The 13947-nt window shown below is 57.4% G+C and carries 10 protein-coding genes, 1 tRNA gene and 2 rRNA genes (1 of these 13 cut by a window edge); 5 read left to right on the top strand and 8 right to left on the bottom strand.

Annotated elements, in window-relative coordinates; genetic code table 11:
* Positions 1-8: 8 nt before the first annotated feature.
* Together ccoN and GTQ55_RS05845 are read right to left on the bottom strand one after the other, a co-directional pair.
* Positions 9-1469, bottom strand: a complete 1461-nt coding sequence (ccoN, locus tag GTQ55_RS05850; RefSeq protein WP_161857887.1) for a cytochrome-c oxidase, cbb3-type subunit I — start codon at positions 1467-1469, stop codon at positions 9-11.
* Between the two features lie 143 nt (positions 1470-1612).
* Positions 1613-2833 (bottom strand): argininosuccinate synthase, encoded by a 1221-nt coding sequence (locus GTQ55_RS05845; protein WP_161857886.1) that lies wholly within the window; start codon positions 2831-2833, stop codon positions 1613-1615.
* A gap of 351 nt (positions 2834-3184) precedes the next feature.
* On the opposite strand from GTQ55_RS05845, the gene pyrC reads away from it, so the two are divergent.
* The 4 genes from pyrC (at position 3185) to GTQ55_RS05825 (ending at position 6652) form a co-directional block, all read left to right on the top strand.
* A complete protein-coding gene (gene pyrC / locus GTQ55_RS05840) occupies positions 3185-4222 on the top strand; it encodes a dihydroorotase (RefSeq protein WP_161857885.1) in 1038 nt (345 codons plus the stop codon).
* A 75-nt stretch (positions 4223-4297) separates the two neighbouring features.
* On the top strand, positions 4298-4996 hold the full coding sequence (gene rnt / locus GTQ55_RS05835; RefSeq protein ID WP_161857884.1) for a ribonuclease T: 699 nt from the start codon (positions 4298-4300) through the stop codon (positions 4994-4996).
* Positions 4997-5111: 115 nt separating this feature from the next.
* Positions 5112-6068 (top strand): extracellular catalytic domain type 1 short-chain-length polyhydroxyalkanoate depolymerase, encoded by a 957-nt coding sequence (locus tag GTQ55_RS05830; RefSeq protein ID WP_161857883.1) that lies wholly within the window; start codon positions 5112-5114, stop codon positions 6066-6068.
* A 389-nt stretch (positions 6069-6457) separates the two neighbouring features.
* Complete coding sequence (locus tag GTQ55_RS05825) at positions 6458-6652, top strand: hypothetical protein (RefSeq protein WP_183946723.1); 195 nt, start codon at positions 6458-6460, stop codon at positions 6650-6652.
* A gap of 157 nt (positions 6653-6809) precedes the next feature.
* On the opposite strand, the gene secF is transcribed toward GTQ55_RS05825, so the two are convergent.
* The 4 genes from secF to queA form a co-directional block, all read right to left on the bottom strand.
* Positions 6810-7811: a protein translocase subunit SecF gene (secF, locus tag GTQ55_RS05820; RefSeq protein ID WP_161857882.1), complete on the bottom strand. Its 1002-nt coding sequence runs from the start codon at positions 7809-7811 to the stop codon at positions 6810-6812.
* Between the two features lie 10 nt (positions 7812-7821).
* A complete protein-coding gene (gene secD, locus GTQ55_RS05815) occupies positions 7822-9690 on the bottom strand; it encodes a protein translocase subunit SecD (protein ID WP_161857881.1) in 1869 nt (622 codons plus the stop codon).
* A 165-nt stretch (positions 9691-9855) separates the two neighbouring features.
* Positions 9856-10971 (bottom strand): tRNA guanosine(34) transglycosylase Tgt, encoded by a 1116-nt coding sequence (gene tgt, locus GTQ55_RS05810; RefSeq protein ID WP_183946724.1) that lies wholly within the window; start codon positions 10969-10971, stop codon positions 9856-9858.
* Positions 10972-11041: 70 nt separating this feature from the next.
* Positions 11042-12097, bottom strand: coding sequence for a tRNA preQ1(34) S-adenosylmethionine ribosyltransferase-isomerase QueA (queA, locus tag GTQ55_RS05805; RefSeq protein ID WP_161857880.1), 1056 nt, complete (start codon positions 12095-12097; stop codon positions 11042-11044).
* 140 nt (positions 12098-12237) lie between these two features.
* On the opposite strand from queA, the gene GTQ55_RS05800 reads away from it, so the two are divergent.
* Positions 12238-12324: transfer RNA gene (locus GTQ55_RS05800), tRNA-Leu, on the top strand.
* A gap of 191 nt (positions 12325-12515) precedes the next feature.
* Here the strand turns inward: GTQ55_RS05800 and rrf are convergent.
* A 5S ribosomal RNA gene (gene rrf, locus GTQ55_RS05795) occupies positions 12516-12631 on the bottom strand.
* 226 nt (positions 12632-12857) lie between these two features.
* A 23S ribosomal RNA gene (locus tag GTQ55_RS05790) occupies positions 12858-13947 on the bottom strand; it runs 1793 nt beyond the window's last position.

Below are 13947 nucleotides of genomic sequence, written 5' to 3'. Positions count from 1 at the left end.
GATTCCCCTTAAGCATTCTTCGCAATCGGCAGGTTTTCGTCGTGGCGCACTTCGCCCTCTGTCGGCTCATCGGTGACAGTGCGGAACACGTTATACGCCATCAGGAACATACCGATCAGGAAGAAAGCGCCACCGATCCAGCGGACAACGTAGCCCGGGTGGCTGGCAATCACACTTTCCACAAAGCTGTAAGTCAGAGTGCCGTCAGCGTTAAAGGCGCGCCACATGAGACCCTGGGTAATACCATTCACCCACATGGAGGCGATGTACAGCACCGTGCCGATGGTAGCCAGCCAGAAGTGCGCATTGATCAGCTTCACGCTGAACATTTCCTTGCGGTTCCACAGAACCGGCACCAGGTGGTAGAGGGCGCCGATAGAGATCATCGCAACCCAGCCCAGCGCACCGGAATGCACGTGGCCCACAGTCCAGTCGGTGTTGTGCGACAGCGCGTTCACCGTCTTGATGGACATCATCGGCCCTTCGAAGGTGGACATGCCGTAGAACGACAGGGACACAACCAGAAAGCGCAGGGTCGGGTCGGTACGCAGTTTGTGCCAGGCACCGGACAGGGTCATGATGCCGTTGATCATGCCGCCCCAGGAGGGCGCCAGCAGGATGATGGACATGATCATCGCGAGGCTCTGGGTCCAGTCTGGCAGCGCGGAATAGTGCAGGTGGTGGCCACCGGCCCAGACGTAGATGGAGATCAGTGCCCAGAAGTGCACGATGGACAGCTGGTAGGAATACACCGGACGCCCTGCCTGCTTGGGCACGAAGTAGTACATGATGCCGAGGAAGGCCGCAGTCAGGAAGAAGCCCACCGCGTTGTGGCCATACCACCACTGGATCATCGCATCCGTGGTCCCGGCGTACACCGAGTAGGACTTGAACGCACTGACCGGGATCGCCAGGTTGTTGACGATATGCAGCACCGCAATGGTGATGATGTAGGCGCCGAAGAACCAGTTGGCGACATAAATGTGCGAAGTGCGGCGCTTGACGATGGTGCCAAAGAACACCAGTGCGTAGGCTATCCAGACCAGCGCGATCAGGATATCAATCGGCCACTCCAGCTCCGCGTACTCTTTACTGGAGGTAAGGCCCTGCGGCAGGGTGATCGCCGCGGCAATGATGACGACCTGCCAGCCCCAGAAGGTAAACGGGATCAGCCAGCCACCCCACAGGCGCGTCTGACAGGTGCGCTGGACCACATAATAGGAGGTCGCGAACAGTACACTGCCGCCGAAAGCGAAAATCACCGCATTGGTATGCAGTGGACGCAGACGCCCGAAATGCGTAAACGGCTGCCAGAGATCATTCAGTGCCGGCCAGGCCAACTGTGCGGCGATCAGAACGCCGACGCCCATTCCAACAATGCCCCAGACCACCGACATGATGGTGAACTGGCGCACGATGTTGTAGTCATAGTCCGGCAACTTGCCGGCCTCTGCCACCGTTGTCGTCATTGTGTAACTTCCGTTGCTTTTTAAGATTCGTTTCCGTCAAGCGCGAAGAACCCGCCAATACAATAGCGGCTATACCCTTCACGTTAGACCGGGAGGGCACAGAAACGACGATTTAAACGCTTCTATCGTCGTTACTGGCTGATTTAGATCAAGTCTCGGCCTTTACCCGCGGCAATCCGCAGACGCAAGGCGTTCAGTTTGATGAAACCTTCGGCGTCCTTCTGATTGTAGGCACCGGCATCGTCCTCAAACGTGGCGATTTTTTCATCAAAAAGGCTGTCTTCAGAGCGACGCCCCACTGCGGACACGCTGCCTTTGTAGAGCTTCAGGCGCACTTCCCCGTTTACCACAGATTGGGACTGATCAATCGCCGCCTGCAGCATTTCACGCTCCGGGGACCACCAGTATCCGTTGTAAATGAGCTTTGCGTAACGCGGCATCAGCTCATCTTTCAGGTGGGCCACTTCGCGATCCAGGGTGATGGACTCGATCGCACGGTGCGCTTTCATCAGGATGGTGCCACCAGGCGTTTCGTAACAGCCGCGGGACTTCATGCCTACATAGCGGTTTTCTACGATATCCAGGCGGCCGATACCATTGGCACCACCCAGCTTGTTGAGTTTTTCCAGCAGGGTCGCAGGGCTCAGTCGCTCGCCATCGATGGCAACCGGATCGCCTTTCTCATACTGCAGGGTGATGTAGGTGGGTTTGTCCGGTGCGGCCTCTGGGCTGACACTCCAGCGCCACATGTCTTCTTCGGCCTCGGCCCAGGGCTCTTCAAGAACGCCACCCTCGTAGGAGATGTGCAGCAGGTTGGCATCCATGGAGTAAGGGGACTTTTTCTTCTTGTTGGAAAAGTCCACGGGGATCTTGTGCTGCTCGCAGTACTCCATCAACTTTTCGCGGGAATTCAGGTCCCACTCGCGCCACGGCGCGATAACCTGGATTCCGGGCTTCAGCGCATAGGCGCCCAGCTCAAAGCGCACCTGGTCGTTACCTTTACCGGTAGCGCCGTGGGAGATGGCATCGGCGCCGGTCTCGTTGGCAATTTCGATCAGGCGCTTGGCAATCAGGGGACGGGCGATGGAGGTGCCCAGCAGGTACTCCCCTTCGTAGATGGTATTGGCGCGGAACATCGGGAACACGAAGTCGCGCACGAACTCTTCGCGCAGATCGTCAATATAGATCTCTTTGACACCCAGGGCTTCCGCCTTGGCGCGCGCGGGTTCCACCTCCTCACCCTGACCGATATCGGCGGTAAAGGTAACAACCTCACAACCATAGGTATCCTGGAGCCAGCGGACGATCACCGAAGTATCGAGCCCACCGGAATACGCCAATACCACCTTATCGATCTTACTCATTACTATCCTCTGTATAGTGGGCCCGTATGCTCGGGCAAGCCGTCAATACGGGGACGCCAGCACCGTAGCGGGGCTGCGCACCTGTAAAAAGTCTCGGTCTGGGGGGGTTATTTTGGATTTGTGCCCAGGAATTGCGGATCGCCCGCTTTTTTCGGGGCGCGATTGTAGCGCCTAGAAGCGCGTACGACTAGCACCAGACAATGAGTCGGAAAATTGCCCAAAAAGCAGACAGCAGCCTCTGTCTACTTTACATTCAATCCGGCGAACAATGAGGCACTCACCGCAGTTTTCGCAATTTATTGGCGCTTCGGGTAGCATCGGCGCCGCGATCAATCCGGGAGGAGATATTCGGTGGACTCCAAGCAGCAAATTACCCTGCGCGCACCTGACGACTGGCACATTCATTTACGCGACGGGGCAGCGCTTGCTCGCACCGTCGGCGACGCCGCCAGGCAGTTTCGGCGCGCCATCATCATGCCCAACCTGGTGCCACCGGTGGTGAATGCCGAAGCCGCTCTCGCCTACAAGGCGCGCATTGAGGCGGAAGTGCCAGAGAATGGCGACTTTACCCCCCTGATGGTGATTTACCTGACCGACAACACCACGCCCGAAGTGGTACAGCAGGCCCACGCGGCCGGCGTGGTCGCCGCCAAACTGTATCCGGCAGGCGCCACGACCAACTCCGATTCCGGTGTTACCGATATCACCAATATCTACCCCGCGCTGGAGGCCATGCAATCCTGCGGCATGAAGCTATTGCTGCACGGGGAAGTAACCACCAGCGATATTGATATCTTTGACCGCGAGCGGGTGTTTATCGAGAACATCCTGGGGCCCGTAGTCGGTGACTTCCCGAGCCTGAAGATCGTGCTTGAGCACATCACTACCGCGCATGCGGCGGAATTTGTCGCCAACGCGCGGGACGGTGTCGCCGCAACCATCACTGCCCACCACCTGCTGTACAATCGCAATCACATGCTGGTGGGTGGAATCCGCCCTCACTTCTACTGCCTGCCGATCCTAAAACGCGGTTACCATCAGTCGGCATTGATCGAGGCGGCGACCAGTGGCAGTCCGAAGTTTTTCCTCGGCACGGATTCTGCACCTCACACCCAGGGCAAGAAAGAAACCGCGTGCGGCTGTGCCGGCTGCTACACCGCGTTCAGCGCCATCGAACTCTATGCGGAAGCCTTCGAGCAGGCAGGAAAGTTGGAACGCCTGGAGGGCTTCGCCAGTGAGTTTGGTCCGGACTTCTACGGTTTACCCCGCAACACCGGTACCATCACCCTGGTGAGGGAACCCTGGACACTCCCCTCCGGACTGCAGATGGGGCCTGACTCGCTGATCCCTCTTGCGGCAGGCGAAACATTGAACTGGCGCCTGGCCTGAGTGCCGTGTGCACAAGCAGTGCCTCAGCTAACCGCCGATAATTAATTGACCGATACGCAGACACCAGGATATTCCGTGACCCCAGCAGAAGAGCCCTCCGGCCCCAAAAGTCTCTTGGCACAGCGATTCCGCGGCTTTCTTCCCGTGGTACTGGACCTCGAAACGGCCGGCTTCAACGCCCGTACCGACGCCCTGCTGGAGGTGTCCGCTGTCATCCTGAATATGGATGAAGACGGGACCCTGTTTGCGGAGGAGACCCACAGCTTTCATATCGAGCCCTTCGAGGGTGCGAATATTGAGCAGTCGGCGCTGGATTTTATCGGCGTCGACCTGGAGTCTCCCGATCGCGACGCCTGGCCCGAAGAAATCGCCCTCCCGGAAATGTTCCGCAAGATCCGCAGCGCGATCAAAACCCACAGCTGTACACGCGCAATCATGGTGGCCCACAACGCCCACTTCGACCTCGGCTTTATCAATGCCGCGGTGGAGCGCTGCGGACTCAAGCGCAATCCCTTCCACCCCTTTTCCTGTATGGATACCGCAACGCTCGCGGGCCTGGCCTACGGCCAGACCGTACTCGCCAAGGCCTGCCAGACCGCAGGTATCACGTTCGACAACAGCAGCGCACACTCGGCGGAATACGACGCGGAGAAAACCGCAGAGCTGTTCTGCGGTATCGTCAATCGCTGGCGCGACCTTGGTGGCTGGCCTCTTCAGGTGCCCGCCTCCGAAGAGCAAGACCTGTCTGCTGGCGACGATCCCGCCGCAGGCTGAAGGGCCCCATTGACCTGAAATTTTACCGCCGCCCCCCTAATACTTAGGTCGCATACCCACGATAAAGCCTCCTCGCTAGGCTGCAGCCTTTTCGATAAAAATAACGGTGGAAACCATGATCATGGCTCAAAAGCGCAAGCTCCTGGGCGCGAGCTTGGGTGCGGCGATTTTCATGAGCGCCGGCCTCTCCCAAGCTGGCAGCTGGCAGCAGAATGAGTCTATCGGCGGGTTCAACAAGGTGCATGTATACACACCCGACAGCACCTCCCCCATCGGTAGCGGTCAATCCTTACTGGTGGTTCTGCACGGCTGCACCCAGTCCATCGATGCCTATTTGACCGCCAACCTGGAAGATGCTGCGGAAGAGTTTGGCATGGTGGTCGCAGTGCCGGATGCCATGAACAAGGCAGGCTTCAGCTGCTGGTCCTACTGGCAGGGCGCCAAGTCCCGCTCTTCCGGCGACTACAAAAACCTGATTGACCTGGCCAACGCCATGAGTGGCGACGCCAACCGCAACATCGACCCGGACCAGGTGTACATTGCCGGCCTGTCGTCCGGCGCGGTGTTCGCCAATACCACGGCCTGTATCGCACCCGACGTGTTCGCCGGCATGGGCATCAGTGCCGGCCCGAGTATCGGCACCAGTGCCAGTGGCGCTATTGGCTCCTGTGAAATTGCCGATGTCACCAGTCGCTGCAAAAGTTACGCTGGCGACCAGGCGAGCCATTTCGACACCCAGCTCGCCTCCATCGCCCACGGTTCGAGCGACACCGTCGTGGACGATTGTTACAACACCCAGAATGCCGAAGGGATGGCCGGGGTTTACGGCGTAACTCAGCTTCCCGACACCAATACCCTCAGCGAAGGTAGCCGCACGGCAACGGAAACCCTGTGGCAGGATGGACGCGTTTCCATGCTGTGGCTAAACGGCGTGGGACATACCTGGTCGGGCGGGGAGGAGGCCAGTGGCAGTTTTGTCAGTGCCGAGGGCATCAATTACGCGCGATACCTCGGGGAGTATTTCACCGAGAACAACGCGCGCGTTAAGCGCAATAAAGGCCCTGGCCAGTAACACCGGATCGGCACAGGCCAAGACCCGCCCCGGGACACGTTGCATCCATGGCGCCGCGCGCAGGCACGGTTCGACACAGGCTGAAGCAGGCTCGGCAACTTAGGCGGGACCGACTGGTCAGCTGAAACATATCCCCCTCGGAGACGGTGAGAAACCCCTGTCATCGGCGGCCTTACTTGACCAGACCGCCCTCTTTGCAACACCGTCAATTCGCCCTAAGAGCCTGTATTTGCAGGCTTTTTTGGTTTCTGGCAATACCCCACGCCAGCGCTATAGCGACGCGGGAACCGTCGATTTCCCCCTCCCCTGAAAGAGGAACTCGATGGCGGGTGATTTTTTGCACAAATTGCGGTAATATGTACCGCTCATACATAAAAGTGGACAGAATAGTGGCTAAAAAAGCATCCAGCGCGAAACGCGGGAAGGAAACTGTATCAACCGAGTCACGCGAAGCAATCGAAGCCCAGATTCAGGCTTTCCTCGCCAATGGCGGAGAGATCGAGCAAGTACCTAAAGGCGTCAGCGGCCAGACCAACACTTCCGGCCCCAAGCACATCACCCTCGGGAAAAAGCCTCGCGCGTAAAAGTCGCATCCAGCCCCCCACAGGGACGCCAGCCACTTGGCACCAACCGCTGTGGCACCACGCGGGCAGACGAGCGCTACACGTTCAGGCGAGACCTGAAGGCACAAAAAAGGCGGGTAGAACCCGCCTTTTTTTATGCCTGTCAGAGTCCCTATAATCAGGGCATTTCATCCAGTTCTGCACCCTCTTTCACAGGCGGCATCAGGTCTTCTTTCGTGGTATTCATGGCCATCAGAATATTGGCTGCCACGTACACCGATGAGAAGGTACCGATGATCACACCGACGATCAGCGCCAGCGAGAAGTTGTGGATCAGCTCGCCGCCAAAGAACTGCAATGCCCAGAGCACCAGCAAGGTGGTGAACGAGGTCATGAACGTCCGGCTCAGGGTCTGACTCATGGAAATGTTGATCACTTCGGCGGGATCCGCCTGACGCACCTTGCGGAAATTCTCCCGCACCCGGTCATACACCACGATGGTGTCGTTGATCGAGTAACCGATCACCGCCAGCACCGCCGCCAGTACGGTGAGATCGAAGTCCAGGCGCAAGATTGCGAAAAAGCCGAGCACGATAATCACGTCGTGGATCAGGGCCACCACGGCACCAACCGCAAATTTATACTGGAAGCGCAACGCCACGTACGCCATCACCACGGCCAGCGCAAACAGCATACCGAGGCCGCCGTCATCCCGCAGCTCTTCACCAATCTGCGGACCAACCATTTCGACCCGGCGCAGATCGACCTGGCCGTCGCTGTGCTGACGTAGCACACCGACCACCTTGTCACCAATGGAATTGGTCGCCTCGGCGTCACGCGCATTCTGCTGCGTCTGTTCTTCGGCGACTTCCGGCGGCAGCTTGATCAACACTTCGCTATCGGACCCAAAGCGCACCACAGCAGCGCCCTCGAACCCGGCGTCAGTCAGCTGATTGCGAACATCTTCAATTTTCGGTGCATTCTGGTAACCCACTTCAATCTGGGTACCGCCGGTAAAGTCCAGCCCCAGCTTCAGGCCATTGATGGCCAGTGCCGCAATCGAAGCGACCACCAGTATCAGGGATGCCGCGGCAGCCAGTTTGCGCCAGCGCATGAAGTCGTACACGCGCTTGCCCATGTACTCGGTGATTTTTCCGTTTTCTTCTTTGGTATTGCTCATCACCGTCCCCTTAAATCCACAGTTTCTGAACACGGCGGCCGCCGTAGAACAAGTTGATCAATGCCCGCGTACCCATAATGGCACTGAACATGGAGGTGAGAATGCCGATGGACAGTGTCACCGCAAAGCCCTGGACCGGACCGGAGCCAATCGCGTACAGGATTACTGCCACGATCAGGGTAGTGATATTTGCATCCACGATCGCGCTGTAAGCGTTGTCGAAACCCGCGTTGATCGCCGACTGGGGCGGCAGCCCGTTGCGCAGCTCCTCACGTATTCGCGAGAAAATCAGCACGTTGGCGTCCACCGCCATACCGATGGTCAGCACCATACCGGCAATACCTGGCAGGGTCAGGGTTGCGCCGAGAATGGACATCACCGCTACCAGCAGAATCAGGTTGACCGCCAGTGCGATGTTTGCAGCCAGGCCAAATACCCGGTAGAAAACCAGCATACAGATGACCACTGCGAGCAGGCCGATCTGAACCGAGGTAACCCCGACCTTGATATTGTCCGCGCCGAGGGACGGGCCAATTACGCGCTCTTCCACGAAATACATGGGTGCCGCCAGGGCGCCGGAGCGCAGCAGCAGTGCCAGCTCCTGGGCCTCAGCGGGGCTACCCAGCCCGGTGGTACGGAACTGCCGGCCGAGCGGGCTCTGCACGGTGGCAAGGCTGATGATCTTCTTGTCATCGGTACGCTTCTGGACAATTACCTCGTTCCCTTCGGCATCAACCTGCTTTTCAGGAGTGAAGCGACTCTCTACAAACAGCGTGCCCATGCGGCGCCCGACATTCTTCCAGGTCGCGCGGTGCATCATTTCACCGCCGCGGGAATCCAGGGTGATATTCACCTGGGGGAAACCACTCTCGTCGTAGCCGACCCGGGCATCGGTGACGCGCTCACCGGAGATGATGATCTTGCGCTCGAGCCAGGCACCACCGTAAGCGGCGCGCTCCTGCTCATCCCGGTACTCGAAGTACTCTTTGCTGGTCACCAGCGCATCGGATTTGGCTTCCATGCGGTACTCAAGGTTCGCCGTTTTACCGATAATACGCTTTGCTTCAGCGGTATCCTGGACGCCCGGCAGTTCGACCACAATACGGTTGCGCCCCTGGCGCTGCACGATCGGTTCCGCAACCCCCAGCTCGTTTACCCGGTTTCTCAGCGTAGTGAGGTTCTGGGTGACCGCATAATCTTCCAGCTGCTTGATCTCCTGCTCGGCAAGGGTCGCGCGAATCTCAAGATTGCTGCCACTGCCCGCTTCATTGAGCTGCAGGGTGGGAAACTCTTTGCGCAGGGTGCGCATACCCAGGCTGCGAAGCTCCTCGTCACGGAATTTGGCAACGATCTCACGGTCGTCCTTGAGGTCCACACCGCGATAGCGCGCCTTGGCGGCCCGCAGCTTGGACTTCACGTCGGAGACATAGCCTTCCATGTTTGTTTTCACGATGGAGTTTGTATCCACTTCCATCAGGAAGTGCACACCGCCGGCGAGGTCCAGGCCAAGCTTCATCGGGCTCGCCCCCATGCTCTGCAGCCACTCCGGTGTCGTGGGCGCGAGGTTCAGTGCCACGACATAGTCACTGTGCCCAAGAGCCTCCTGGATAGCCCGCTTGGCCGGCAACTGCTCTTCAATGGCCTTCAGACGAATCAACACCGACTTGTCCTGCACCTCACCGCCAAAATAGGCGATACCGGCGTCGTCCAGTGCCTTTTGCACTTCACTGAGCACATTTTGATCAATTTTCAGGGCGCTGGACTGGCCGGACACCTGTACAGCGGGGTCGGGGGGATACAGATTCGGCGCTGCGTACAACAGCCCCAACCCGGTAATGATCAGGATCAGGAGATATTTCCAGAGGGGGAAGCGATTCATGCTGTTCTCATTGTTGGAATGGCCCGCTCCACGGGCACATTTTTTTCGATAACTGACGATATGCGGACGCGACCGGGTGATTACAAGCCAGCGGGCACAGGGATCCAAATTTGGGGGCTGATTATACGGGGATAGACAGGTGGCACAAATCAGCACTAACCCCGTTTACCCCAGGGGTGGCACCTCCCGCCCCAAACCTTCATAGAAGGACGCCACATACGCGTCCAGCCCACCGGCCTCAATGGCATCACGCAACTGCTGCATCAGCCGCTGGTAGTGGCGGAGGTTGTGGATCGTGTTCAACTGGGAGCCGAGGATTTCACCGCATTTGTCCAGATGGTGGAGGTAACTGCGGGAGAAGTTTTCGCAGGTATAGCAGTCACACCCCTCCTCCAGCGGCCCGGTGTCATGACGGTGCTTGGCGTTGCGGATTTTGACCACGCCAGCGAACGTGAACAGGTGTCCATTACGCGCATTCCGTGTGGGCATCACACAATCAAACATATCCACGCCGCGACGGACCCCTTCCACCAGGTCTTCGGGCTTACCGACTCCCATCAAGTAGCGGGGTTTATCCTCGGGCATCCGATGCGCAAGGTGGTCGAGCACCTTGATCATCTCCTCTTTCGGCTCACCCACAGACAGCCCGCCAATGGCATACCCGTCGAAGCCGATATCCGTGAGCCCCGCCAGAGAGATATCCCTCAGTTCCGGGTACATCCCCCCCTGCACGATGCCAAACAGAGCCGAAGGACTGTCTCCATGGGCTTCTTTGGAGCGCTTGGCCCAGCGCAGCGACAGTTCCATGGACTTGCGCGCCTCGTCCGGAGTTGCCGGATAGGGCGTACACTCGTCAAAAATCATCACCACGTCCGAGCCCAGATCTCGCTGCACCTGCATGGACTCTTCCGGCCCGACGAATACGGGGCTGCCATCGACAGGAGACTTGAAGGAAACACCCTCTTCACTGATCTTGCGCATCTTGCCCAGACTGAACACCTGAAAACCACCGGAGTCCGTGAGAATCGGGCCCTGCCACTGCATAAATTCATGCAGGTCTCCGTGCTCCTTGATGACCTCGGTCCCCGGGCGCAGCATCAGGTGGAACGTATTGCCCAGAATAATATGAGCACCGATCTCCTCCACATCCCGCGGCAGCATCCCTTTCACGGTACCGTAAGTGCCTACCGGCATGAACGCCGGAGTCTCCACTACGCCGCGAGGAAAATGCAGCCGCCCGCGGCGGGCTTTGCCGTCCGTAGTGTCCAATTCAAACTTCATAAAACACGCGCGGCTCAAGGCGATCTCCTCGTACAGTGTCATTACATGCGCTATTAACGCAGATGATAAGTTACTTGCTACCGACCTCGGCAGGATCTACCGCCGGATTCCGTTCGATCAGCATGGCATCGCCATAGCTGAAGAACCGGTATTTGTTTTCCACGGCCGCCGCGTAGGCCCGCATGGTATTGCGATACCCGGCAAAGGCACTCACCAACATAAGTAGCGTGGATTCTGGCAAATGGAAGTTGGTAATCAGACGGTCTACCACTTTGAAGGAATAGCCGGGATAGATGAATATATCCGTTTCGCCCTGTGTCGGTTTCAGCTCACCGGACGCCGCCGCACTTTCCAGAGCCCGGACACTGGTTGTGCCAACGGCAATCACCCGCCCCCCGCGGTCTTTACACGCCGCGACTGCGCGGCACACGGACTCGGGCACATTCAGGATTTCGGTATGCATCTTGTGGGTATGGATGTCATCCACACGGACAGGCTGGAATGTACCGGCACCCACATGCAATGTAACAAACGCCGTATCAACGCCTTTGTCCCGGAGTGACGCAATCATCTCATCATCGAAATGCAGCCCCGCCGTGGGAGCCGCAACTGCTCCTGCGTTGCGGCTATATACCGTCTGATAGCGCTCCTTGTCGCTATCCGTATCAGCGCGATCGATATATGGAGGCAAAGGCATATGCCCGAGGCGATCCAGTACTGCGAGCGCGCCTTCCTGAGGAAATTCCAGCTCAAACAAGGCGTCGTGGCGTGCAACCATCTTCAATACGGTGCCATCTTCCAACAGGATGTCAGTGCCGGGCTTGGGGGACTTGCTCGACCGGATATGCGCCAGTGCGCGATACTCATCCAGCACCCGCTCGATCAATATCTCCAGTTTTCCACCGCTGGGCTTTTGCGCGAAAAGCCGCGCTGGGATCACCCGCGTATCATTGAATACAAGCAGATCACCTGGTTCCACGAGGTCGGGCAGGTCAGCGAACTGGCGGTGGGCCAAATCGCCACTCACGCCGTCCAGGCACAGCAACCTGCTGCCCCGACGCTCTTCGGTAGGCGCTTTGGCAATCAGCGATTCCGGTAAATCGAAATAGAAATCCTGGCGTTGCATCAGTTCAGTCTAGGTGGTTATTCATCGGCCGCGAAGAGTAACGGAAACCACTCTCACAGCCAAATCCGGTTGACCGCAACTGGCCCATCGCTATAATCATCGTCCTCTCCGAACACACTTCAAAATGTGCTCGCGATACTGCCAGAGTGGTGAAATTGGTAGACACAGGGGATTCAAAATCCCCCGCCTTAACGGGTGTGCCGGTTCGAGTCCGGCCTCTGGTACCAAACAAACAAAAAAGCCCTGATCGCTAACGCGCTCAGGGCTTTTTTGTTTGGCACGGAAAATCTTGTGCTGCGAAGTAGTGGCAGCAATTTAGCCAACCCAGAACAAAAAAGGGCGACCCAAATGGGAGGCCCTTTTTTACGCACAAGAAAAAGCCCTGACCGCGTTAGCGATCAGGGCTTTTGGGATAGAAGCCTGACGATGACCTACTCTCACATGGGGAAACCCCACACTACCATCGGCGATGTTGCGTTTCACTTCTGAGTTCGGCAAGGGATCAGGTGGTTCCACAACTCTATTGTCGTCAGGCAAACTGGCTTGGGTTGGTCTGGTCTTATGGGCTTAGTGCCCTGCGCTGCCTGTTATCGCTTGTTTGCCTCGGTCACTACGGACCGGCGATAACCCCAAATAAGTCGGCGAAACATTCTGTAGTAATACACCGCAAGTCGATCAATCGATCTCTGCGTCTCTCGGCTCACAATCCACTGACCTCTCATTCGATCAATCAGTAATCGTTAGTAACCATCTCTGTTGTATGGTCAAGCCGCACGGGCAATTAGTACTGGTTAGCTCAACGCCTCACAACGCTTCCACACCCAGCCTATCAACGTGGTAGTCTTCCACGGCCCTTTAGGACTCTCAAGGAGTCAGGGAAATCTAATCTTGAAGGAGGCTTCCCGCTTAGATGCTTTCAGCGGTTATCCCGTCCGAACATAGCTACCGGGCAATGCCACTGGCGTGACAACCCGAACACCAGAGGTTCGTTCACTCCGGTCCTCTCGTACTAGGAGCAACTCTTCTCAAATTTCCAACGCCCACGGCAGATAGGGACCGAACTGTCTCACGACGTTCTAAACCCAGCTCGCGTACCACTTTAAATGGCGAACAGCCATACCCTTGGGACCGGCTTCAGCCCCAGGATGTGATGAGCCGACATCGAGGTGCCAAACACCGCCGTCGATGTGAACTCTTGGGCGGTATCAGCCTGTTATCCCCGGAGTACCTTTTATCCGTTGAGCGATGGCCCTTCCATACAGAACCACCGGATCACTATGACCTACTTTCGTACCTGCTCGTCATGTCTGACTCGCAGTCAAGCGCACTTATACCATTATGCTCATTGCATGATTTCCGACCATGCTGAGTGCACCTTCGTACTCCTCCGTTACTCTTTGGGAGGAGACCGCCCCAGTCAAACTACCCACCATACACTGTCCTCGATCCGGATTACGGACCAGAGTTAGAACCTCAAACATACCAGGGTGGTATTTCAAGGACGGCTCCACTGCAACTGGCGTCACAGCTTCAAAGCCTCCCACCTATCCTACACAAGTAGGCTCAAAGTTCAGTGCAAAGCTGTAGTAAAGGTTCACGGGGTCTTTCCGTCTAGCCGCGGGTACACTGCATCTTAACAGCGATTTCAATTTCACTGAGTCTCTGGTGGAGACAGCGTGGCCATCGTTACGCCATTCGTGCAGGTCGGAACTTACCCGACAAGGAATTTCGCTACCTTAGGACCGTTATAGTTACGGCCGCCGTTTACCGGGGCTTCGATCAAGAGCTTCGCCGAAGCTAACCCCATCAATTAACCTTCCGGCACCGGGCAGGCGTCACACCCTATACGT

The sequence above is a fragment of the Microbulbifer hydrolyticus genome (genome assembly GCF_009931115.1).
Taxonomy (GTDB): domain Bacteria; phylum Pseudomonadota; class Gammaproteobacteria; order Pseudomonadales; family Cellvibrionaceae; genus Microbulbifer; species Microbulbifer hydrolyticus.
Note: the sequence above shows the minus strand (reverse complement) of the source record. Positions and strands in the feature narration are given on the sequence as shown.

Bases quoted from the DNA above. Each gene is read 5' to 3' on its own strand.
- ccoN (WP_161857887.1), bottom strand. From the start codon at position 1,469: ATGACGACAACGGTGGCAGAGGCCGGCAAGTTGCCGGACTATGACTAC.
- GTQ55_RS05845 (WP_161857886.1), bottom strand. From the start codon at position 2,833: ATGAGTAAGATCGATAAGGTGGTATTGGCGTATTCCGGTGGGCTCGAT.
- GTQ55_RS05830 (WP_161857883.1), top strand. From the start codon at position 5,112: ATGATCATGGCTCAAAAGCGCAAGCTCCTGGGCGCGAGCTTGGGTGCG.
- secF (WP_161857882.1), bottom strand. From the start codon at position 7,811: ATGAGCAATACCAAAGAAGAAAACGGAAAAATCACCGAGTACATGGGC.
- secD (WP_161857881.1), bottom strand. From the start codon at position 9,690: ATGAATCGCTTCCCCCTCTGGAAATATCTCCTGATCCTGATCATTACC.
- tgt (WP_183946724.1), bottom strand. From the start codon at position 10,971: ATGAAGTTTGAATTGGACACTACGGACGGCAAAGCCCGCCGCGGGCGG.
- queA (WP_161857880.1), bottom strand. From the start codon at position 12,097: ATGCAACGCCAGGATTTCTATTTCGATTTACCGGAATCGCTGATTGCC.